Below are 23,685 nucleotides of genomic sequence, written 5' to 3'. Positions count from 1 at the left end.
AGCGACGAACAGGAGCTTTCGAATGAGCAGTCCGTAGGACCAAGAACAGGGAGGCGCAAGCGTTCCTGTTCGCAGTAAGGGGGACGGTCAGCTATGCTGACTGACAAATGAGCGAAGCGAGGCTTGTCATACGTCCCCCTTATGCTCTTTCCCCTACCCGTACCGATACCACGCCGCAAATACCACACCCTCCAACAAACCAGGCGCGCCAACAGATACGCCCCATGCGCGAGACACCATAGTAAAATCCGTCACGGATTCAAGCGCCGGTAAACCGCGCCGTTATGGGAATCGCAAAATCCGTCAAGCTCCATCTGACGAGATTGGCGTATGACGAGTCCGTCAGCGGATTCCGGCGCGTATTCCGCCCCGGAAGGCACTCCGATAGAGGCGGATCAGAGCGGCATATGGGGCGTGTCTACGAGCTGATAATCGAGCCGGGAGGACGGCCAGGTATTCGATCAGGGAGAGCGGGGAGTTGCCAGAAAAGGAGGTAGGGGAAGCTGTCAAAAAGGTGATAGAGAAGCGGAGAGTCATCGGAGCGAAACGTCAGAAAAAGAGAAAGCAAGAAAGAGACATTCGTCAAACAGCGGGGGCTGACCGAGGCGGTTGTATGACAAAAAAGAGGGTTTGTACACACGAAGTGTGAAGTGGAAAAAGTCAGGAAGAACCACCGTAGGTCAGGCGGGACCCACGCTGTTTGTAAGAAGGGCTTTTAAGCGATTTAGAGGGGGAAGGAGGGAGCGGTTATACGAGCGCAGCGAGAGAGTCGAGAAGGACCACCGACCGACGCGGGACCCGCTCTAAAGCGCTTGGTTCCAGGGTTTACGGGTCGGGAGAGACGGTCTGGTAGTTCCAAAGAGAGATCCACTCTGGTGTCATAAAAAAAAGAACCGACGGCCCTGAAAAGGCTGTCGGTTCCGTGATTTTAGGCGGTAACCGCCTCGCGGTCCTCCACAGAGACTAAAATCGTTTCTTTTCCGTCTTTGAAGTTCTCGTACTCCACAGATTCTTTCATCACCATGTGAATCAGGTCTTCGCCGAATAGCTCTAAAAGCACTGGACGCAGAGCGTTATAGATAAAATCATGAGCGCTTTCTTCGCGTTTTGACACCGCCGGGATGTACACGCGGTGAAGCATAACGCCTTTTACCGTCACCCGCTCTACCACTGCGCGGGCGTACTCCGGTGGCGTTTCATTCGGGAGTTCGAAGTCCTCTGCGAATGTCATAGAATCGTTGTCATAAAGGTGCTTGTAAGCCTCTGAGCCGACAATGCTTCCATAAGCACTCATATCTACAGAACGCTCCTCCACGCTGCTCTGAAGGCTTTCTACGGCGTTTCTGAGCACCATAAATCGATCGGCATTCGCCTCGTTTTGTTTGATATATGCGGTTAATCCTTTATATTTGTAATCTGCCATCATAATCGCTCCTTTTATTTACGAATTTTGATCTCGAATTGTTAACCGGTTGCGGATGCAACCCGAAACGCATACCGTGCCGTACGCCGTATCACATCCGGTGCGACATCAATTACCGATAATTTCCGTACGTTATATGCACTAACATGCGATGCGTATTTCATACGCACGTCATGCAAAACAAGATACGCATGACATACCGCACCGTATAACCATCCGAACATCCTGCACCGCATCTCGCACCAGATACGCACACAATACCGCATACCATACGCACACCCTGTTAATCATCAAATGCGTACGAGATATGGCATGAGATACGTACGGTATATGTCATCCCATACGCATCACCATCTGGTGCGGTACTCCGTACGTATAAATTCAGTACGAGATGTCGCACCGTGTACGCATACCGTGTGTCATCCCGTAAAACCACCCCGGTATTCACCGCATGGTCCATAAAATAAGCAAATTATGCGTCATGCTGTACGCATACCGTGTGACATGCCGTGCGGAACGAGTTATGCATGGGATGCTTCTGTTGTCAGCATGATCTACGTATCTGATGCCAAAAAAAAAACCCATACCGTGAGTATTGGTATGGGTTTACTCCAAGGTGCAAACAATCAAATCACAAAGGAAAACGCATGGATTTTCAGACAGGAAATCACATAGGTCTTTTATTGCTATATTAATCCTTTGCTACTAAAAAGTCGTAAAATTTATAGTGATTCACTCCCCTATTCCATCGGTTGGAAATAACCGTTTCTATCCTTGTGAATTTATGGTCATTTACCGTGTGTATTTAAAAAGAATAAAAATGATTTGGTTATTTATGTTAAAAATTGATTGATGGAATAAACTGAATATGTGACTAAAAAAACGGGGACTTTGATAACAAATATATAATCGCTTGCTTTTTATACCCTAGGGGGGTGTATATTTAAAAGGAGGTTAATAAAATGCTCAGGAAATATCATGTAGGTATACTGCTATTTGATTGTGTTGATGCTTTAGATTTTGCTGGCCCCTATGAAGTTTTTAACTTAACTACTTATAGTAATAACGATGTAAAAAAACTCTTCTCTAGCAATTTAGAGGATAAACCGTTTATGGTAAATACAGTTTCTCAAGATGGGAAGCAAATAACAGTACATAACGGTCTGCAAGTAAAGCCTGATTACAGTTTTTTCAATGCACCGAAATTTGACATTATTATTGTTCCTGGAGGTCCATTAAAAGCATTAAAGTTAGTAGGGAGTAATAAAGAAATAATATCTTGGATTGAGAACTATAAGGATAAGATAGTAGCATCTGTATGTACTGGAGCATTTTTCTTAGCCCAAGCGGGAATTCTTAACGGGAAAAAAGCGACTACAAATCGGGTAGCCTTAAATCTGTTAGAGAGAAGTTTCCCAGAAGTAGAAGTTATTAGAGGAGTTAAGTATGTGGATGAAGGAAATGTTATTACTTCAGCAGGTATATCCGCAGGAATTCAGATGGCCTTACATGTTGTTAGCAAATTATTTGACGAAGAGACAGCTAAACGAACTGCTCATACAATTGAATTAGATTAAATTATATTCCGCCTTTAAGCATCTCTGCTCAGTGTGATCCTTTCATTTTAGTAATGCAAATGATTAAGTAGCATTTAAAAAGACGGCCAAACCTTCAACTCAAGAGGCTGGCCGTCTTTTAGTACATTATGCAGCAAGTTTTCGGCATTCTTCCGCACACTTAAAGCATGCTTCTGCACATTTCTGGCAGTGTTCATGGTGGTCATGTTTTTTGCATTCTTCTCCACATGCTTCACAGATCTCGGCGCATACAGAAGCCAGTTGAGAAGCAAATGGTGTGCCTCTCCCTAAAGCCTGTTCTAAGTATGAGCAAATATCTGCACATTCTCTGTTAAGGCGGATACACTCTGCCAGCATCTTCACATTTTCTTCCTTTAAACAAGCATCATAACAGTGGTTGCACGCTTCCATACATTCATGTAAGGTTTCGATTAATGATTGGTACTTTTCATGTGGCATATATTATTCCTCCTTTTCAGGTTTCTAATAAACATTTTCCACTTTAAAAAAATGTTAAACAGCCTTTCGGAGGCTTAAGGAAAACTTCGAAAGGTTTAATCTTCTGTTAATAATTTGTTGTTAAAGAGAAAACTGAACTTCATACAAATTTCAATATTCGAGGCTATAATACGTCACGCTCCTCCCAGGTAGTTATAAAGAATGTGTGAAGAAAGAGAGACAATAGTTTGAACAGGAAAGAAATATAATTTTGTATGGTGATATACCTCACTCTAAGTTAATGTGTGCTCCTTTAATATAAACTTATAAAACTTAAGGAGGACTTTATCATCATGAAAAGAAAATCTACTTTGTTTTTAACCAGTATCCTTGCCGGAGCTCTCTTGTTGTCGGCATGCAGTGGAGAAGCCAATTCAGCGGAGACGGAGAGTAATTCTAATGAAGTTCTAGAGGGAAATGAGACAAATGAAACAAATGTAAATGGTGCAAACGAAGAAAATGGCGATGGGGCAAATGGGGATGAAGAGGAATCAGAAGAAACAGCCGTAAACAATGGTAACGAAGAAGAATACATCATTGCTGTAGCGAATGAAAAGGACGAAACTTTATCGGTAATTTATTATCCGGATGGCAGACAGGAATTGATCGAACTGGATGGGCAGGCACATAATGTGGAGGTTAATAAAGGAACAGGATTAATATGGGTAACGATCAACCCACCTCATGGTCATGGTGATGATGACGACGAAGACGGTCACAGTCATGGAAATAATGAAGATAATGAAAATAATCATGCCTATGGATCAAATGAAGACGAAGGAAATGGTGAACTCGTTACAGCCTATGACATTAACACTTTGGAAAAGGTAGCGGAGTATCCTGCAGGGAGCCATCCTGCACACGTATCAATCACAGAGGACGGGAATACTGTAGTTTTCTCCAATTCAGGTGAAGACACTGTAACTATTGTAGACCGTGCTACCGAGGAAGCTACTATAATAGAGGTTGGGAACTATCCACATGGTCTCCGAGTTTCTCCGGATCAGAGTTCAGTTTATGTTGCAAACATGCAGAGTGGCGATGTAAGTATTATAGACCTTGAGGAAAAAACTGAAGTAAAGAGGTTGCATGTAGGAGATGGAGCAGTACAGACAGGTTTTTCCCATGACGGTAAATATGCATTTGCTGGATTACATCTTGCTGATCAGCTTGCAGTTATTGATACAGCGAGCCAGGAGCTTGTGAAGACAATTGATGTAGGTACTGGTCCTGTACAAATGTATGCCACTTACGATAATAAATATGTAATTGTCGCTAATCAGGGCAGTGAAGAAAACCCATCTGACACCATTTCAATTATTAGCTTGGAAGAGATGGAAGTGGTGAAGGAGCTGCAACTTGGCAAAGGTGCCCATGGAGTAGTGGTTTCCGAAGACAGCCTCTATGCATTTGTAACAAATATGTTTGAGGAAACTATCTCGGTAGTTAACCTCGAGACACTTGAAGAAGAAGAGCGTATAAACGTAGGAAAGTACCCAAATGGAATTTCAATAAATTAAGTGGTAAAATTCCCTCACCGCATAGTGAGGGAATAATTTTTTAGCTTTTTGAGCGGGTGAGCTTGTAAAAAATTAATCTTCATAAAAAATTCACTTGTTTGGTTTACTATATAATATAAAAGGAACTGATAGACACATTCGGGAGGTTTGGTTCTATGGGTGAACAAATTTTGATTGTGGATGATGAGAAGGAAATGAGAAAGCTGCTGTCAATATGTCTGAGACCAAGCCATTATCAGATAGATGAAGCCAGTAATGGGGAGGAAGCACTGGAAAAGATAAAGCAGTTTGATTACCAGTTAGTCATCCTGGATATTATGATGCCGGTCAAAGACGGATTTGAACTGTTGAAAACTTTAAGATTAAATTTGGAGAAACATATTCCTGTTATACTATTAACCGCACTTGGGGACTCAGACAGAGTAGTGGAGGGTCTTAAGTTAGGTGCAGATGATTATATCGTTAAACCATTTGAGCCAAAGGAGCTATTGGCAAGGGTAGAGGCTGTGCTTCGCAGATCAAGGAACAAATGGAATACTGCAGAGAAGGAAGGGTTTACAGTGATGGATCTGCATTTTCAGCCGGATAGTTATCGAGTGATATATGAGAACAAGGTACTACCACTAACAAAAAAAGAATTTCAAATCTTTTACCGGCTTGCGAACAATCCGGGGAGAGTGTTTAGCCGGGAAGATCTTCTGGAACTGGAGTGGGGTCTTGCCTACGAAGGTGATAATAGAACAGTCGATACCCATGTGAAGAATATACGGGAAAAGCTAAAGAGCATGAATTATAACAAGCCAGTAATTGAAACTGTCTGGGGAATTGGCTATAAAATCCCCGACTCAGACACATAAAGCGGCCGAATGGAACTTTTTATAAGTTATCCATATACCAAATTATAACTTCATCTGAAGGGTTCTATCGAAGGGATGGTTTTATGAGTGTTGCAGAATCTATAGTACATCTTCCGAGCTGGGAAGATGGAGGGTACATTTACACCTTTACATTAATGTTATTTATCTTCATTGCAGCTCAGGTTCTTGTCAGCCTTTTAAAAAGGGAGAACAAAAAGCTCGAAGGAAGAGAAAAGCGTAAGGACGATGAAATTAAGTGACTTTAACATCTAGTGTACTTCAGAGGGGTAATCAAGGTTTGAAAAGGAGAGCAATGTTGAAGCTACTTATTTTGGCAGCAGTTATTTTGTTTATAGCGTTAGGACTTGTAACACAGCAAGAATGGATTGGATACTTTAAAACCGGAGATTGGGCTTCCTTGGCAGAGGAAATGGGCAATCAGAGAGGTACAATATTAGTTATCACCTTTGTTTTTATGCTCATGCAGAATATTTTTTCTTTAACTCCATTCCTGCTGCTTACTATGTTTAATATTTGGTTGTTTGGCTTTTCTTATGGCTATCTATGGAGTTTAACAGGTAACTTTTTAGGATCGGTTCTGGTATTTTACCTGGCAAGGTACGGTTTTCAAAACTGGGCTGAAAAATACAATCATCTGGAGTTTAAACGTAAGGTTGAAAAAAACGGATTTAAGGTAGTCCTTTTTCTTAGGCTTTTTCCATTTATGCCGGCAAGCATTGTTAATATAGGCAGCGGGTTAAGCAAAATAAGTGCTAGAGATTACATTTTTGCAACCTTTATTGGGAACACAGTATTCGTGTTTATCCTTTCATTATTTTCGGCAGGAGTGATTGCTCTGCAACATCAATACACTCTTTATATATTTATTTCTCTATTTCTATTGGCTGTTTTTATAGTAAATATAAAAAAGAGAAAGTCCAACTTACAGGGAAGGGAAGAGAAGAAGTAACGAACGAAAGAGTAGAAAACTTAAATAATATAATGATAGCTTTTAAAATGGGTACATAACCCTTTCAGCAAACATGGAGGGAAAGATATGAGGAAAAGATTAATTTACAGAACAGCCATCCTCAGTATAATGGCTCTTGTCATTGGTTATACAATATTTTCCAGCATTTCCGAAGAGCGAGGTCTTGTAGATAAAGGGGATGTCGCACCTGACTTTATTCTGGAGGATATGAATGGGAATATTGTCCATTTGGAAGAAATGCGGGGAAAAGGTATTTACTTAACGTTCTGGGCAACTTACTGCAGTTTCTGCCGGGATAAGATGGAATATTTAGTCGAACATTATCAGGACTATAAAGAAAAGGGCGTGGAAATAGTAGGTGTGAATGTGGACGAGGCTACAATTCAGGTAGAGCGTTTCCTTGAACGGCGCCCTGTACCATATACTACTGCTATAGACCGAGGTCTTCTTGTAGGTAATGCGTACGGTGTCACTGCGCTGCCGTATACTTTGCTGATTAATGAGAATGGAGCAGTTATTGAGAGGACAGTAGGTGGAAAAACAGAAGAACAGGTTCTGGAGGCCCTTGAAATGTTAGTTCCTGATTCGTTTTAAAGGAGAATTAAATGGATAACTTAACTATATTTTTTGCATTTGGAGCAGGCGTTTTGTCCTTTGTCTCTCCCTGTAACATTCCTTTATATCCTGCTTTCATCTCCTACATAACAGGGTTGTCGCAGGAGGAACTAAAGAATAAGAGATATAAGGCATCACCAAGCGCAATGATTCATACGTTTATTTTTATTTTAGGCTTTTCCACTATTTTTATTGCTCTGGGCATGTCTACGTCCTTTTTGGGGCAGTTTTTTATAAGGTACAGTGATCTTATCAGGCAGCTCGGGGCGATTTTTATTATATTATTTGGACTTTTTATAGCAGGGTGGTTTAAACCAGGATTTTTGATGAAGACCCGTCAGTATCAGTTTTCAAAAAGGCCAGGTGGTTTTCTGGGTTCTTATGCTATTGGACTGGCATTTGCAGCGGGGTGGACTCCTTGTATTGGTCCGATACTTGCCTCAGTAATTTCTCTCAGTCTTAGTAATCCCGGTTCTGGGATGGTATACATGGGAGTTTTTAGTATAGGATTCTCTATCCCCTTTTTTTTAATGGCCTTTTTCATAGGAAAATTGAATTGGATAAAAAAATATATGAACGTTGTCATGAAATCAGGCGGAATTATAATGGTTATTTTTGGTGTAATGCTGTATTTCGATCTGCTGACACTTATTACTTCCTTCCTTGTAAATAATGTTTTTGACGGGTTTATGGGATTTTAATGCTTCTCATAAAACTAAATTTGAACACTTTTTGAACAAACTCTATTCTTCACAATTTCAATTATTGGCGTAATTATAATATGGGTTAGGTGGGGCTGGAAAGAAGGTGGTAGAAACTATTCAGGCCTTTCATTTAATCAAATGATTTAAAAAATATTATTATGGAGGTTTTATTAATGAAGAAAAGGATTATTACTATCATTTCCATGGGTTTAGTATTACTGCTTGCTGCTTGTGGGGGAGAAGAAGATATAAATTCAACAGATATTCAAACAGGCAATGCAGGTAATAGTGAAGCTAACTCCGTATCAGAGACAGTGGATCTGAAAGCGGATAACTGGGATTTTGATCAGGACACTTATGTGGTATCGGCTGGCGAAGTTACAATAAATCTTAGCAACGAAGAAGGATACCATGGAATAGCCGTAGAGGGAACTGATATAGAAATCGAAGGTGACGGGTCTGCTACTGCATCCCTTGAACCTGGGGAGTACACGATTTATTGTAATATACCGTGTGGTGAGGGCCACGATGATATGGTAGCAACTTTGATCGTGGAATAAGAAGAATAGAAGGAACAGTGCTTAAGTTTGGAGCATTGTTCCTTTTTTATTGGCTTAATTACGCATGCTAAGTTTTTTAAAGTGAGAAACTTCATACTTTTATCATATGTTGCCTGTATAGTGAAATTCGTACTTGGAACCTGGAAGAAATTTGACGGGTTAAATGAAAATATAATTATTTATAAATCTGTCAGAGAAATGGGAGAGAAGGATATGAACCCAAAATACGTATTACCGTTTTATTTACTTTTCATTGCTGGAATGGTGTTTTTAGTATTTAAATTCTTATAAATCTTAAGTTAAACCTTATTATTCCTGTACTAAAGTATGTTAAGGAGGAAAAAGCAGTGCAAAAAGCCAAATATAGCATTTCTGTTCAAATTAATAAACTAATTGGCCTGGAAATAAAATGTATCGTTTCCCGGAATTTTACGATGACTTTGCCGAAAAAAATAAGACAGGAATGCGGTCTTTCTGTAGGTGACTTAGTTAATGTTGGTTTTTCTGAGGAGGGAAGAGGATTAATAATTAGTAAACCTGCAGCTCTTGAAGATTCGGTTGACAACAAAGTTATTATCGGTCAAAAAAACAGAATTATTATACCAGCTGAATTAAGAAAAAACTTACAGATTAAAAAAGGAGACAGTTTCACTGTATATCAGATGACCTGCAAGAATGCTTTTTTTCTGAGAAAAGAAGACGATTATGGTAATTAGCCGAGTAATGTATGTACGTTTCTGTAATTCCAGCAGATAAGAAGGGTCTACATTTTTTATGTTGTTGACCAACCAGGGGAAATCAAGTATCGGAAGGAAGCTTCTTAAATGGAGGTTAAAATGGCACATGAGAATAAAAATACAAGAAAAACTTTACTTCGCCATCTTATTGTAGGAGTATTTTCTGCTTTTTTGGTCTACTTGTTTTACCTTTCCTATTCAGCATGGGGGGTTCAACCTGCATTATGGCCTGACTGGAGAGCTGACCATCCCTTCTGGCGTGCCTGGGCTCATGCCGCTTTTGTTCTTTTATTTCTCGCACTTATACTATCTCCCATGGCTATTCTCTGGGAGTCCGTGAAGCGTTTTAGGTCATGGCGGAGAGAGCTAGGCATATGGTTTGCTGTTCTGTCTTTTGGACATGGCTATGCTATCTGGGACCGCTGGGCGAGGTGGGATATAGCGACACTGTTCGGGTTTGAATATTTTGAAGAGGCAGGTAGTTATGTCCTGCTTAGGCCGGAAGTCGGTATTATGAATATGATGGGGCTGGTGATGGCACCGATGATCACCCTGCTTGCTGTAACTTCCTTTGACAGAGCTGTAAAGATTCTCGGTCCCTCCTCGTGGAAATGGCTGCATGGGACACTTATTCATGTGATTTTCTATATTGTTATGCTTCGCGGTGTACTTTATCTGTTCTATTTCTTTCAGGTTACTCCTCCGGACTGGAGGGTGTACCCTCCAATATGGTTCTTATTTGTCTTTCTCTGGATGGGTATTATTGTTGTCCTACTACAGTCCGCGGCTTTCGCTAAAATTGTACTTCGACGAATTAATCGGAAACAAAAGGCAGGTATCCTTAAGAATTCAGCTGTAGTCATTACAGCTATCATGTATATCATGCCTATGGTTCTGTTGACGGGAATAGTTGCCTATTTCGACAGCAGAGCATTAAAAGAACCTCCTTTTGCAGCTGAACAGGAACATGTGGTGCCCGAAGATTCTGCAGAATCCTTTGAGATGATTCTTCATTCTGATGGGCGGGATATCTACTTTTGGGCCGATAATCTCGATAGTGAACCTTACTTTCGCCAAATGATGGAGATGGATGGTGAAACGATTTTAGATGAGATATACCGATACAGCGAGCGGACCTTGTATGTGGGGGAACTTGACGATAATTCTGAGATTGTCTGGTCCGCCATCGAAAATATAGCGCCTGAGGATATCGGAATTTTAGAAATTTCAAACGGACCAGGGGTTTGGGCAGCGCAATATGGGCCAGGAGAGCATCAAATTCAGCTGCCCGAAGGAGAGCTGCAGGTCACTATTATCAGTGAAGGTGAAGCTATTTCAGAAAAAGTGTTTGAAATTCCTCCAGAAGCTGAACTGGATTCCGGAGGACGCTGATGTGCTTCAGAATAAAATGGCATGTCTTGAAAAAATAACATATGCACTAATTAAAGGAAGTATAATGCAGCCTCTATTCATGCATTGTACTTCTTTATGTATTTCCCCTAAAGAGAGAGAGGAAGTAAAAAAGAGTAACTGTCGAACAATGTCAAGGGAGAAAAATATTTCGATATAATTGCAAAATTTACATAAACTTTATCGTTTATTAACTAATTGACTACTATAGAGTTTACACAGAAATAATCTTATAAAATAGTAGTAGGTTAGCACTAGGAAAAAGCATGCTTTTAATATGAGAAAGTAATAAAAAATTAATAGATAAAGAGGGAGAGTTTAAAAATGAAAAAAACTGTTTTGAGTGTTGTTTTAGCGGGTACATTATTGGCTTTGCCTGAAGTGACTGATGCTGCTTTAGGAGACCAGACATTACGGGAGGGGATGAGGCACAGCGATGTGGTGGAACTTCAGGAAGCACTGCGGGAAAAAGGACATTTCACCTTTCATACTTCCACTGGATTTTTCGGTTCCATCACAGCAGATGCAGTACGATCGTTCCAGCGGAGTGCCGGTATAACCGTTGATGGTATTGTGGGACCACAAACAGTAGGCGCGCTTGGGGCAGGCAGCAGTACGTCAAAGGTACAAACAAGCAGCCAGAATTCATCATCAGCAAGTGACTTTTCGCGAACGTTAAGAGTCGGGGACCGGGGAAATGATGTTGTTTCTCTTCAGGAAGCATTAAGAGAAAAAGGGCATTTTACCTTCCACACATCAACAGGGTATTATGGTTCCATTACAGCTGACGCAGTACGTTCATTTCAAAGAAGTGCCGGAATTTCTGTAGACGGTATAGCAGGCCCGCAGACATTCGGAGCCTTAAGAGGAAGTGGCGGCAATGCTCAGACATCAAGCCGAACTACTTCAATTTCTTCTGGACAAGCTTCCTCATCCAGATCATATGATGTTGAGAAGCTTATAAGAGATGCAAGAAATTTACTCGGTACTCCGTACGTATGGGGAGGTACCACCCCTTCAGGTATGGACAGCAGCGGGTTTATCACCTATGTATTCAGACAAAACGGGGTTTCTCTTCCAAGAACCCACAGTCAGTATTACCCGTTAGGAACTACTGTTCAGACTCCACAAAGAGGAGATGTCGTATTTTTTGAAACCTATAAAGCAGGTCCATCGCATGCTGGAATATATTTAGGAGACGGAACATTCATCCATAATAGCTCATCTCAGGGAGTAACCATTACGAGAATGGATAATTCTTATTGGAGCCCCCGTTATATTGGAGCTAAAAGATATTAATTTTAAATGTGGAGTTAATTTGCAGACGCGAGATGAAGATTAACAACAGACAACTTAAAAATAACTAAAAAAGGAGGGGAACACCTCCTTTTTATTGTGCGTTTGTTTGATTCAAAACCACGCTTTGCCGTATACAAACCTATACTTAATCCATTATTTGGAAGTTGACTCATTGATTTTATTAATTTGTTAACATTCTGTGTACTTTGCGCTGATCGGCCATCCTACATACTTTCTTCAGATATTGCTGCTATATTCAAATTAGGAACGTTAGCTGAAAAAGACGAGAGGTGAGATAAATATGAGTACGATTCACATCAGGGTTAAAGGTATGAGCTGTGGACATTGTGCTTCCTCAATAGAAGGTGGATTAATGAAGCTTGAAGGTGTGATGAGGGCAAACGTTGATTTAGCTGGTAAAGAGGTAACTGTTGACTATGAAGAGGGAGTAATTCACGTGGAAACACTGAGTAGAAAAATTAAAGACCTGGGGTATGAGATAGTTAGTCCCTAAACAGGCTGAGCACCAGTTTATTACAAAGAAAATGGGGGATTATCATGGGAGGCTCTAAACGTTTTTTAGTTTACTGCATAGGTATAATCCTGGTTGTAGGAATATTGTACTTTGTCATTGCCGGCAGTTTAAGCCCGATATTATTGATATTACTTATCTGCCCATTGTTACATTTGTTTATGCACCGAGGACATTCGCATTAAATACCGTGGATTCCTTGTTAAAATAATACCATTATCCTGTTTTAGAGTCCTGCTGTTAAAGCAGCTAATTTCCACAAAATAGCTGGTGAGAATAACCCGTTCAATAAAAGCTGCAATAGGTGAAAAAAGAACTTGCGAATTATCTTTAGTTCGCAAAGTTCTTTTTAAATTATTCAGTAATGTTGCAGCAGACGTGTGTTGAATACCTAGCGGGGGTATAGTAAGATGAGCGGAAGAACAAATAAATACTAAGAAATTGGAGGGAGAATATGAACAGTCCAAAAATGGTGCCATTAGCAGTAAACGGGGGTATAGGATTTGGCGCTAAATTGACTCCTCAACAGCTGATAACCCTCGGATCATATTTAAAAGAGGATACGGAAGTGGAATTAACAACTTTCCAGCAGCTGATTATAAAGGTTGAAGAAGAGAAAGTTGAAAATACAGTGGAAGAAATAAAAAAAGCCGGATTCTCAGTCTACAAGGTCGGAAATGTTGTGAAAAGCCTGCGAACGTGTAATTTCTGTAAAGGAGCAGAAGTTGAAGGAATGCCTGTTGCGAAGGAACTTAATGATAGAATCGCAGGACAGGAAGTCCCTTTTACTCTGCGTCCGGCGTATACCGGATGTCCTAACGCCTGCGGTGAGCCATTAATAAATGACATCGGAGTTATTAAAAGGGACGAACATTATGAATTATACATTGGAGGAAAAGCTGTGGGAGAAGACGCTCAAACAGGCGTCCTTTTAAAAGATGGCCTTGAACCGGAGGAGTTATATGAGCTGGTGGATAATGTACTGGAAGTGTACAGGAAGAATGGGAGAAAGCGTGAAAGAATGGCGAAATTTGTATCAAGGTATGGCTTTGATAAGATTAAGCAAGAGTTAGAAATATAATACAAGACAAGGAACAACCAGCCTGGTGGCTGGTTGTTCTCATTCAATCAAATTAATTTACTTTAATTTTACCAGACATGCCAGCTTCCCTGTGGCCAGGAAGAGTACAAAAGAATTCGTATACCCCTTCTTTTAAAGGAATGAAGCTGATTGAAGCCGTACTTTGGGGCTGAGCGTGGAGATGTAGTAGTGAATTATTATCTAAACCAGGGTTGTGATGTTCAGCGTTAACATGCTCTGGTTCCTTCAGCAATTTAAAAGGAAAATAACGTACTTCTAAATCATGTTCCACATTATCGTGGTTAATAAGCTGTAACTCTACAGACTGGGCTTTATCTATTTCGAGGATTTCAGGATTATAACTTAACCCTGGGATAACCACCTTGACAATATGATTTGTTTGTTTCCCAGCTCTGTGTCCATCCTCCTCATCATTCTGGCTTTGTTCGTTATGGCCAGAATCCCCTCCGAGGACCATGCCTTTATCGTCATTGGAAACATCAATTAAACCCACACCTATAAATACTAAGAGAAACAAGCAGAAGGTTAGTACAGGCTTTAACATCCAGCTGGTAGTAACCGGCCGTTCTTTAGAAGAATTACTATGTAAGAGGATTAAAATGATAAAAGTGGAGCAGGCAGTGATCAGGAGAAGAACTTTGACAAGTAAAATTCCTTCAGCGCCTGAAACCATAACTCCAAGCATGGCACCCATCATGCCACCCATTAACCCAGCTAATAGTCCATCAAGTATGGCTAAGGGCCCTTTCGGCAGGCCGGCAAAAATTCCTGTGGTCATCCCAATGAACATAGAAAGAATAGTAGCTAACATTAAATCATTCTGATAAAGAACTCCAAACAGAACCCCTGTTGTTAATCCAACACCCATACCAATTATCATAGCCCCCATCATACCAGTCATTGCTGGTATAACTTTTCTATTAGAATAAGATATAAAAAAGGAAGCGGCAACCAACACCCCCAGGATAATTGAAATAACGAAAATAAAAAGTGTCAAATTTATCCCCCCTTTCTATAACAAGAATATGTAAAAGAAGGACTGACCATGACTAAATGATTTTAACAAAATCAATAAGCTTGTACGATAAGGGTGAAATGTTTCTTTAGAAAATGAGTATTGGTGTCTTTATTAGAAAGCAGATAAAAGGTAATAAAAGATGCTGCTCTTTTTCAGAGACTTTGGAAATTATCCTTACATGTCTGCTAAATCACCTTTCATCCAAATATTACAACTTTTTGAACTCCATAGTTACTTCATTGTTTCTTCATAAGCAGGGTTCATAATGTACTTAGATTTCCACTATTAAGATAAGGAGAGGTATAGTTATGAATAAAAAGAAAGCATTTATTACTGCTGGATTGGCTTTAGGATTATTTACAGCCGGATGTTCAGCTGAAACAGCGGAGGAGACTGCCGGAGAAAATCAGCCGGATCAGGAGAATAATAATAACCAGGAAGAACAAATGGAAGGATCGGAACAAGTCTTCAATCTTGAAGTTCAGGAAACGGAGTGGTCCTATAATGAAGACCTTGTAAGAAATGCCTGGACTTATAACGGCACTTTGCCAGGGGAGGAAATAAGAGTCAGTGAAGGGGACACAGTAGTATTAAATGTTAAAAACTCCCTTGATATACCGACTGCTATACACTTGCATGGTTTCCCTGTTCCCAATGAAATGGATGGGGTGCCAGGGGTCACACAAAACGCTATTATGCCAGGTGAGGAATTTACTTATGAATATGAAGCAGATGTACCGGGTACATACTGGTATCATTCCCATCAGGATGGGGCGACCCAGGTTGGCGAAGGGCTTTACGGAGTCTTTATTGTAGAGCCTGCAGAGGAGGAAAACTACGATACAGACGAAACAATAGTGATTCATGAAATTTCCTCGATGGATATGGATGACATGGACCATGGGAATATGGATCACGGTAATATGAACGAAGAAGACATGAATGGGATGGACCATGGAGATATGGATCACGATAATATCAACGAAGAAGACATGAATGGTATAGACCATGGAGATATGGATCACGATAATATGAACGAAGAAGACATGAATGGCATGGACCACGGGGATATGGATATGGACGACTTAAGCCATACAGAAATGATGAACCTGATGTACGATACGATGATTATTAATGGAAAAACTTCACCTGAGATTGAAGCAATCAACGTTGAAGAAGGAAATAAAGTTAAATTAAGATTTTTGAACGCAGGGCTGTTTACACAAGTTGTAGAGATACCAGGCCATTCTTTTAAAGTTACCCATTACGATGGACAGCCGGTGAATGAACCGGAATGGATAAGTGAAATGGCATTCCGCATCGCGCCGGCAGAACGTTACGAAGTGGAAATTGAAATGGATAACCCTGGTGCGTGGGGGATTGAAGTATATGCTGAGGAAAATAAGGAAGGGCTTAATACAGTAATTCCGGTAATTTATGAAGGACATGAAGAGGAAGAAGTACAGCTTGGCGGTAGTTTCACAAACTTCTTTGACTTTACGGTATATGGAGAAAAACTTAACACGGACATTGGCGAGCCAACTAAGGAATTTGATATGCTTCTTGGGACAGATGACGGCGGAGAAACATTTACCATTAACGGAAAGCAGTTCCCGGACCATGAAATTTATGAAGTAGAAGAAGGGGATGTCGTAAAGTTTACCATCACCAATGATACGGATGATGACCACCCAATGCATTTACATGGCGAATTTTTCACTGTGACCGCAAAGGATGGCAATCCTGTCGAAGGCTCTCCAATTGTAAAAGATACGTTAAATGTGCGACCAGGAGAGGAGTATGAAATTGTCTTTAAAGCTGAAAATTCGGGGAACTGGCTGTTTCACTGCCACGAGTTTCACCATGCCAGCGGAGGTATGGTGGCTGAAATAAAGTATAAAGATTATGAACCTTTTTTCACTCCAGACCCTGATATTCCAAATAAACCAGAATAACCTAAAACGGAAAACTGGAATAATACGAACGGCTGCCTGTAATCAGGCAGTCTTCTTTCACTCTTTTTCAAGGAAGAAAAATGCTGATTTTATAAGTTCATGAAATATACACTATTTAATTTTACATACCCTGTGGGGGTATAGTATAATGAAGTCAGTAAATACAAAGATATTCAGTTGATAAATGACACGAAAAGGAGGGGTATAAGATGGAATCAAATAAACAGATTTTTTCGGTAAAGGGAATGACCTGCGCTTCCTGCGTAAGAAGGGTAGAGAAAGGGATTGAAAAAGTGGATGGCGTACGGTCTGTCAATGTGAACCTGGCGGCCAACCAGGCACAGGTGGAGTATGATCCTTCAGCCACTAATAAGGATGAGATTGTTGAGGCCATCAGCAACACCGGCTACGAGGCGAAAGTACAGAATGATGATTCAGCGAATAAATATCTTTTTTCTGTTAAAGGAATGACTTGTGCTTCCTGTGTGAATAGGGTCGAAAAAGCAATTCAGAAAGTGGAAGGGACAGAAAGCGTGAACGTAAACTTAGCCGCAAACCAGGCGCAGGTGAAAGGAAACAGCACCCTTGACCCTCAGGCGGTTATAGACAGGATAAAAAAGATTGGCTACGATGCATCGATAATGGAAGAAAGCGGGCCGGACGACCAGGAAGACGAACAGGAAGACGAACAGGAAAAGGAAACGGCAAAATTGAAAAAAGACTTTACTTTCAGTGCGGTTGTGACAAGTATCGTCCTGATTGGCAGTATCCCCCATATGATGCCTGGCTGGGGAGAATGGGTGCCGGATTTTCTTGCCAACCCGTACTTCCTGCTTCTGCTCACTTCGTACGTGCAGCTCGTACCAGGCTGGCGCTTTTATAAGAGCAGCTACAAAGTCCTGAAAAACAAATCAGCAGATATGAACGTCCTTGTGGCAATGGGTACTACTTCCGCATGGGTATACAGCGGGGCATTGACATTGTTTCCGGAAACGCTGACAACGATGGGATTCCCGTACCAGCTGTATTATGATGTAACGACGGTAATTACTACCCTTATTCTTTTAGGGCGCTACTTTGAAGCGAAAGCGAAAGGCCAGACATCCGGAGCAATTAAGAAGCTGATGAGCCTGCAGGCAAAAACAGCGCGGGTTGTCCGTGACAATACGGAAATGGATATTCCAATAGACCAGGTGAAAGAAGGCGACGAAATTATTGTAAGGCCTGGAGAAAGGATTCCGGTAGACGGTGTCGTTCTTAAAGGAAAGTCATCTGTAGATGAATCAATGCTTACCGGAGAGTCTATACCTGTAGAAAAAACCGCTGACGATGAGGTCATCGGATCTACGATTAATAAAACGGGAAGCTTTACTTTTAAGGCAACAAAGGTAGGAAAAGAAACAGCTTTAGCGCAGATTATCAGGATGGTTAACGAAGCACAGGGCTCAAAAGCTCCGATTCAGAGAATCGTGGACGTAATATCGGCTTACTTTGTTCCTGCAGTAGTAATAATTGCCTTAATCGCTGCAGTAGTATGGTACTTTATCGGACCAGACCCGGCTCTTATTTTTTCATTAACCACCTTTATCGCAGTTCTGATCATCGCCTGCCCGTGTGCTTTAGGACTGGCGACACCGACAGCGATTATGGTCGGTACGGAAAAAGGCGCGGAGAACGGAGTATTAATAAAAGATGCTGAAAGCCTTGAGAAAGCACACAAAACAAATATTGTGGTCCTTGATAAAACAGGGACAATAACAGAAGGAAAGCCGCAGCTGACAGATGTCAATGTGCTGTCCGGCTGGAAGGAAGAAGAACTGTTAAGAATAGCGGCTTCGGTTGAAACCGTATCCGAGCATCCACTTGGAGAAGCGATCGTCCAGGCTGCAAAAGACAGAAACCTTTCACTAAGCGAGCCAGGGGAATTTAATTCCGTAACAGGACAGGGCATTAAAGCGATAGTTGAGGATAAAGAAGTATTGATTGGCAACATGAAACTGATGAAGGAAAACGGCATTGAGACTTTGGAAGCTGTACGTCAGGCAGATCAGCTCGCTGATGATGGGAAAACACCGATGTATATCGCCATAGACGGCGAATGTGCAGGGGTAATCGCTGTTGCCGATACAGTTAAGAAGGACTCTGTTAGAGCTATTAAGGAAATGAAGAAGATGGGGCTGGAGGTTGTAATGCTCACTGGCGACCACTATAAAACAGCGGCGGCGATTGCGAGGGAAACCGGTGTCGACCGTTTTATAGCTGAAGTAATGCCGGAAGATAAAGCGAATGAAATTAAACAACTTCAGGAAGAAGGAAAGATTGTCGCGATGGTTGGCGACGGAATTAACGATGCCCCGGCTCTGGCGCAGGCTGACGTTGGTATTGCGATTGGAACAGGGACAGATGTGGCGATGGAAACCGCCAATATTACGTTAATGCGCGGCGATATTATGAGTGTGGTTACCGCACTTCGCTTGTCCAAATCAACGATGAGGATGCTCTGGCAGAACCTTGGCTGGGCGTTTGGCTACAATATTGTGTTGATTCCTGTGGCAGCAGGCATGCTCTACCCGTTCTTCGGGATTCTGCTAAATCCGATGCTTGCCGGAGCAGCGATGGCCTTTAGTTCTGTGTCGGTAGTATTAAATACGCTGCGCTTAAGAAGATTTAAAACAATTTAATTTTGCTCTGCGATTTTTTAAAGGAATGTTCAGATGCTGAACATTCCTTTTTACTGCTGAGCCTACAGTGTATAGGAAAGAAATGAGGGCTAGAATAACGGGGAATATATTGGGGAGAGAATGAAACTCAATGACTCTATTATTTTCATACAAAATTAAGGACCGGTCTCATTGTTGTTGGTTGAGTCCTCTTAATTTCATTTTTTTTGATTTTGTTACTGTGTATTTATAAATTACAGCATTTTCATTTGGAAAAATTATCTTACTAGAGCCGAGGTAATGAGAATAAAATAATTTCTCATGAACAAGGCATAAGCAGTAACATTTTTCGCAGGTTCATTTTAGAAGTATCTATGAAGCTTGACGACAAAGTGTACTGACAAGCTATACGGTTGACAAGGAAGTAATTGAAACAATTTCATGTCTAGCTAAGACAAAGAAGACAGCCATAAGGCTATCTTCTGGAAATCAGTTCTCTACACCTCTCCCATCAGCCTCTATCCTGGTCAGTCCTTGCTTCGTACATCAACCTGCTGAAATCATCGCTTCAGTTTTTTCCGTGGCAGTTGTTATACATTGTTTCCAATTCTTCTTCAGACATATCAGGATGCATATTCTGCATAAAAGGGAGCATTTCCTGAAAACTTGAAAAGTTGTCGCTGTGTGCTGCAACTGTTGTTCCGATTCCTGCTACAAGCGTCAAAGACAACAACCCTGCTAAAAGTTTTTTCATTTCTATCAGCTCCTTATATTTTATTCACTTTCATTTTATCTCTTGAGTTTGTGGAAACCGTGAAGATGGTTTGAAGATATTGTGACTAAAAGCAGGCAGAAGGAGGTTATTTCAAAACACAATGGCCAAAAGAACCAGGTGGGTCCTTTTGGCCATTTAGTGCTAAATCCTCAAAAGTTTAGCGTTAATCGCTACAATAATCGTACTTAATGACATCAACACAGCTCCAGCAGCAGGAGTCAGGAGTACACCCATTGTATAGAGTACTCCGGCTGCCAAAGGAATAGCCACTATATTGTATCCAGTAGCCCACCAGAGATTTTGTACCATTTTTCTGTATGTGGCCTTTGAGAGCTCTAAGAGAGAGACAACATCTTCAGGATCACTCTTAACTAATATTGCATCCGCTGTTTCAATAGCCACATCCGTTCCGGCTCCAACTGCAATTCCTAAATCGGCAGTTGCCAGAGCTGGGGCGTCATTTACTCCATCACCTGTCATAGCAACTCGAAACCCTTGTTTTTGTATTTCCTTAATTTTGTCTGCCTTTTCGTGGGGGAGGACTTCCGCATATACCTGGTCCAGTTCCAGCTGTTCTGCTACCCAATTTGCTACTTGCTGATTGTCCCCCGTAAGCATTATTGATTCAATTCCTTTGCTTTTTAGAGCAGCAATGGCCCTTTTTGAATTTTCCCTTACCTGGTCTGCCAATGCTATCATCGCGGAAAGCTGCCCATCTAACAAAACAAATACAACTGTCTTTCCTTGTTTTGAAAGGTCTTTATATTTATCTGTATTATAGTCAATATTCTTCTCCTGGATATACCCAGGGCTGACTATTTCAATATCAGTACCATCGACTTTGCCTTTAAGCCCCTTTCCAGCCATTGAGGAAAAAGATTCCGGAGAGGTTACAGGGATATTTTTGTTTTTAGCCGCTTCCACTATTCCTCTTGCGATAGGATGTTCTGATTCTGATTCTAAGGAAGCTGCCATGCGAAGAATTTCCTCTTCCTCTCCCCGCTCAACTACAAAGTTCGTTATCCCGAACTCTCCCTTTGTTAACGTTCCTGTCTTATCAAAAACTACTGCATTTATTCTTCTTCCCTCTTCAAAATTTGTACGGTTTCTTATAAGCAACCCCTTTTGAGCAGAAAGTGAAGTAGAAACAGAAACTACAAGGGGGGCAGCCAGTCCTAGGGCATGTGGACAGGCAATAACCATAACGGTGACCATTCGTTCAATGGCAAAGTCTGCGTTAAACCCGAGCAAAAGCCAGATGAGCAAAGTGGTGCCACCAGCCAGTAAAGCTACATAAAACAGGAATTTAGCAGCCCGGTTAGCGAGGTTCTGTGTGCGGGACTTTGACTCCTGTGCTTCTTTTACCATATTAATAACCTGAGAAAGATAGCTTTCTTCCCCGGTTTTTTCAACTTTAACGGTTAAAGAGCCTTCCCCATTAACAGAGCCTCCGATCACCTGATCATCAATATTTTTATTTACAGGAATAGACTCCCCGGTAAGGTTTGATTCATCGATTGCAGAACTCCCTTTTATGATTTGTCCATCCACAGGTACTTTTTCACCAGGTTTGACTAATACATGCTGCCCTGCCTGAATATCAGAAACCGGCACATCTTTCAAGCTCCCATCATTCTGAACAAGGTGGGCTTCAGAAGGCATGTACTTTACCAGTTCTTCCAATGCTTTTGATGCTCCCATAATGGATTTCATTTCAATCCAGTGGCCAAGTAGCATGATCACTATAAGAGTGGATAACTCCCAGTACATCTCGTGTCCGTCTACCCCGAAAACAACTGCCGTGCTGTATACATAAGCCACTGTTATAGCTAAGGCAATTAATGTCATCATTCCGGGAGTTTTTGCTTTAAGTTCGTCAACTACTCCAGTTAGAAATGGCCACCCGCCGTATATATATACTACTGTTGAAATACCGAAGAGCAGATACATATCTCCGTCAAATCTCCAGTCAACGCCCAGAAAACCCTGAATCATAGGAGAGAGTAATAAAATTGGAACCATAAGAATGAGTGACACAAAAAACCTTTTTTTAAAGTCGCTGATATGGCCGTGGTGGCCGCCGTGCTTATCATGGTGGTCATGATTATCATGTCGGTCGTGTTCTTCATGATTATTATAATTGTGATGGTGAGTATGTTCGTTATGCTCACCCGACCTTTGATGGTTAGGCTTATATTTTTTTTCTTGATGTATATCTTCATTTTTGTGTTTATGATTATCGCGTAATTTCTTACTCATAAATAGCACCTCCACATATTAACTCCATAAATACAAAAATACCCTGTATAGGTATTTACCTCGTATTAATTATTATAAACAGGAATTGAAAAAAATATAAAATAGTCCTGTTAAATTATTTAGACTGTTAGAATATCTCAAAAAATCGTACTGAAAATAAAATACTTTTATACTATGCCGATGTATGGTATCAATTATTTTTCAGAAATACAAAGGCAAGCTGTAAATGGTGGAACCGCATTCGGATTTAGATTAAAAAGTAAAGACCGAAATGCTGATTATTTGGAAAGAGTGATAAGATAAGAAGTTATTCTATATATCTTAAGGCATTAGGCTTTGCCCCTTATTCCAATAAAATACTGTATGTGATACGATATTAATAACTTCTTAAGGAACGATATACGAGGGGGCAAAAATGGAAAAAAACAGGAGCACGGTTCAGCCAAATAAGCAACAAATCTTAAACAGGTTAAAGAGAATTGAAGGCCAGGTAAGAGGTATACATAAAATGGTCGAAGATGACCGGTATTGCGTGGATATTCTAAACCAGATTGCTGCTGTACAGGCTGCAGTAAACAAGGTATCTATCGGTCTTATGGAAGACCATACCCATCATTGTGTAGCAAATGCTATTAAAAACAATGATGGGGAAGTAGCTATTAAAGAGCTCACGGATGTTATGAAAAAAATGGTTAAATAGTATAACTGGAAGGGTCACAGTTGTTTGTTATTCTTTTTTGGTACGTAGGAGGCTGACCATAAACGAACTTACAAACCGGCAGATAACCTTTACTTTTCAGAATTAGAAAACTTATCCCGAAAGTTGTCTGACTGCAATCACGAGTGTTAACCTTGAAATACGGTACAGGGTAATATAAATATACGCCAACTGGTATTATTTTGAGGGAGGTATAACTAATGAAACAGGAATCGATTACAGTAAAAGGAATGTCCTGTTGACATTGTGTTAACACAATTGAGGGGAGTTTAGGTAATCTACAAGGAGTAAAATCGGTTAGAGTACAATTGGATAATGAAAAAGTAATCGTGGAATATGATTCTGAACAGGTTGCATTAAACCAAATTAATGAAGTGATTGAAAAGCAAGGATATGAAGTGAAGTCTTGAGGGACCTTAAAAAAAGTTTTAACACTAAGATTAAAATCATCGTGCATATAACGCACGATGATTTT

At 40.8% G+C, this 23,685-nt stretch carries 23 protein-coding genes and 1 pseudogene; 19 read left to right on the top strand and 5 right to left on the bottom strand.

Features of this window, described 5'->3' with window-relative positions; genetic code table 11:
* Positions 1-478: 478 nt before the first annotated feature.
* Positions 479-649: a hypothetical protein gene (locus BK582_RS26815; protein WP_169910844.1), complete on the top strand. Its 171-nt coding sequence runs from the start codon at positions 479-481 to the stop codon at positions 647-649.
* 279 nt (positions 650-928) lie between these two features.
* Here the strand turns inward: BK582_RS26815 and BK582_RS04355 are convergent, their stop codons facing one another.
* On the bottom strand, positions 929-1,426 hold the full coding sequence (locus tag BK582_RS04355) for a hypothetical protein (protein WP_218190703.1): 498 nt from the start codon (positions 1,424-1,426) through the stop codon (positions 929-931).
* Positions 1,427-2,385: 959 nt separating this feature from the next.
* Here BK582_RS04355 and BK582_RS04350 point away from each other — a divergent pair.
* Positions 2,386-3,000 carry a DJ-1/PfpI family protein gene (locus tag BK582_RS04350; protein WP_078593152.1) on the top strand — a complete coding sequence of 205 codons (615 nt, stop codon included), beginning with the start codon at positions 2,386-2,388 and terminating at the stop codon, positions 2,998-3,000.
* Positions 3,001-3,126: 126 nt separating this feature from the next.
* Here the strand turns inward: BK582_RS04350 and BK582_RS04345 are convergent, their stop codons facing one another.
* Positions 3,127-3,459: a four-helix bundle copper-binding protein gene (locus tag BK582_RS04345; RefSeq protein WP_078593151.1), complete on the bottom strand. Its 333-nt coding sequence runs from the start codon at positions 3,457-3,459 to the stop codon at positions 3,127-3,129.
* A 332-nt stretch (positions 3,460-3,791) separates the two neighbouring features.
* Here BK582_RS04345 and BK582_RS04340 point away from each other — a divergent pair, with 332 nt between their 5' ends.
* The 13 genes from BK582_RS04340 (at position 3,792) to BK582_RS04280 (ending at position 13,804) form a co-directional block, all read left to right on the top strand.
* Positions 3,792-5,018 (top strand): YncE family protein, encoded by a 1,227-nt coding sequence (locus BK582_RS04340; RefSeq protein ID WP_078593150.1) that lies wholly within the window; start codon positions 3,792-3,794, stop codon positions 5,016-5,018.
* 155 nt (positions 5,019-5,173) lie between these two features.
* Complete coding sequence (locus BK582_RS04335; protein ID WP_078593149.1) at positions 5,174-5,875, top strand: response regulator transcription factor; 702 nt, start codon at positions 5,174-5,176, stop codon at positions 5,873-5,875.
* Between the two features lie 83 nt (positions 5,876-5,958).
* Positions 5,959-6,135 carry a hypothetical protein gene (locus BK582_RS26810; protein ID WP_169910841.1) on the top strand — a complete coding sequence of 59 codons (177 nt, stop codon included), beginning with the start codon at positions 5,959-5,961 and terminating at the stop codon, positions 6,133-6,135.
* Positions 6,136-6,188: 53 nt separating this feature from the next.
* Entirely contained in the window at positions 6,189-6,845 is a 657-nt protein-coding gene (locus tag BK582_RS04330; protein ID WP_139368309.1) for a TVP38/TMEM64 family protein, read from the top strand.
* A gap of 87 nt (positions 6,846-6,932) precedes the next feature.
* Positions 6,933-7,460, top strand: a complete 528-nt coding sequence (resA, locus tag BK582_RS04325; RefSeq protein ID WP_078593147.1) for a thiol-disulfide oxidoreductase ResA — start codon at positions 6,933-6,935, stop codon at positions 7,458-7,460.
* Between the two features lie 11 nt (positions 7,461-7,471).
* Positions 7,472-8,182, top strand: a complete 711-nt coding sequence (locus tag BK582_RS04320; protein ID WP_078593146.1) for a cytochrome c biogenesis CcdA family protein — start codon at positions 7,472-7,474, stop codon at positions 8,180-8,182.
* 176 nt (positions 8,183-8,358) lie between these two features.
* Complete coding sequence (locus BK582_RS04315) at positions 8,359-8,745, top strand: cupredoxin domain-containing protein (RefSeq protein WP_078593145.1); 387 nt, start codon at positions 8,359-8,361, stop codon at positions 8,743-8,745.
* A 347-nt stretch (positions 8,746-9,092) separates the two neighbouring features.
* On the top strand, positions 9,093-9,461 hold the full coding sequence (locus tag BK582_RS26805) for an AbrB/MazE/SpoVT family DNA-binding domain-containing protein (RefSeq protein ID WP_078593143.1): 369 nt from the start codon (positions 9,093-9,095) through the stop codon (positions 9,459-9,461).
* A gap of 120 nt (positions 9,462-9,581) precedes the next feature.
* Positions 9,582-10,874: a cytochrome b family protein gene (locus tag BK582_RS04300; protein WP_078597784.1), complete on the top strand. Its 1,293-nt coding sequence runs from the start codon at positions 9,582-9,584 to the stop codon at positions 10,872-10,874.
* Between the two features lie 342 nt (positions 10,875-11,216).
* Entirely contained in the window at positions 11,217-12,191 is a 975-nt protein-coding gene (locus BK582_RS04295) for a C40 family peptidase (protein WP_078593142.1), read from the top strand.
* A 301-nt stretch (positions 12,192-12,492) separates the two neighbouring features.
* Positions 12,493-12,705 (top strand): heavy-metal-associated domain-containing protein, encoded by a 213-nt coding sequence (locus tag BK582_RS04290; protein ID WP_078593141.1) that lies wholly within the window; start codon positions 12,493-12,495, stop codon positions 12,703-12,705.
* Between the two features lie 44 nt (positions 12,706-12,749).
* Complete coding sequence (locus BK582_RS28290) at positions 12,750-12,908, top strand: DUF2933 domain-containing protein (RefSeq protein ID WP_078593140.1); 159 nt, start codon at positions 12,750-12,752, stop codon at positions 12,906-12,908.
* 269 nt (positions 12,909-13,177) lie between these two features.
* Positions 13,178-13,804 (top strand): NAD(P)/FAD-dependent oxidoreductase, encoded by a 627-nt coding sequence (locus BK582_RS04280; RefSeq protein ID WP_078593139.1) that lies wholly within the window; start codon positions 13,178-13,180, stop codon positions 13,802-13,804.
* Positions 13,805-13,856: 52 nt separating this feature from the next.
* Here BK582_RS04280 and BK582_RS04275 read toward each other — a convergent pair whose 3' ends face one another.
* Positions 13,857-14,822: a plastocyanin/azurin family copper-binding protein gene (locus BK582_RS04275; protein WP_078593138.1), complete on the bottom strand. Its 966-nt coding sequence runs from the start codon at positions 14,820-14,822 to the stop codon at positions 13,857-13,859.
* A 329-nt stretch (positions 14,823-15,151) separates the two neighbouring features.
* Here BK582_RS04275 and BK582_RS04270 point away from each other — a divergent pair, with 329 nt between their 5' ends.
* Both BK582_RS04270 and BK582_RS04265 read left to right on the top strand, forming a co-directional pair.
* The gene (locus BK582_RS04270) at positions 15,152-16,798 is read left to right on the top strand and encodes a multicopper oxidase family protein (RefSeq protein ID WP_078593137.1); all 1,647 of its coding nucleotides are present in this window, start codon (positions 15,152-15,154) and stop codon (positions 16,796-16,798) included.
* Between the two features lie 209 nt (positions 16,799-17,007).
* Entirely contained in the window at positions 17,008-19,479 is a 2,472-nt protein-coding gene (locus BK582_RS04265; RefSeq protein WP_078593136.1) for a heavy metal translocating P-type ATPase, read from the top strand.
* 547 nt (positions 19,480-20,026) lie between these two features.
* Here BK582_RS04265 and BK582_RS04260 read toward each other — a convergent pair.
* Complete coding sequence (locus BK582_RS04260; RefSeq protein WP_078593135.1) at positions 20,027-20,212, bottom strand: hypothetical protein; 186 nt, start codon at positions 20,210-20,212, stop codon at positions 20,027-20,029.
* Positions 20,213-20,374: 162 nt separating this feature from the next.
* A complete protein-coding gene (locus BK582_RS04255) occupies positions 20,375-22,492 on the bottom strand; it encodes a copper-translocating P-type ATPase (RefSeq protein ID WP_078593134.1) in 2,118 nt (705 codons plus the stop codon).
* 415 nt (positions 22,493-22,907) lie between these two features.
* Here BK582_RS04255 and BK582_RS04250 point away from each other — a divergent pair, with 415 nt between their 5' ends.
* Positions 22,908-23,192: a metal-sensitive transcriptional regulator gene (locus BK582_RS04250; protein WP_078593133.1), complete on the top strand. Its 285-nt coding sequence runs from the start codon at positions 22,908-22,910 to the stop codon at positions 23,190-23,192.
* A 272-nt stretch (positions 23,193-23,464) separates the two neighbouring features.
* Positions 23,465-23,620, top strand: a pseudogene (locus BK582_RS04245) (heavy-metal-associated domain-containing protein); the annotation flags it as partial.
* Positions 23,621-23,685 lie beyond the last annotated feature (65 nt).

Source organism: Evansella clarkii (assembly GCF_002019695.1).
Taxonomy (GTDB): Bacteria; Bacillota; Bacilli; order Bacillales; family Salisediminibacteriaceae; genus Evansella; species Evansella clarkii.
This window is presented reverse-complemented; position numbering and strand designations above follow the sequence as displayed.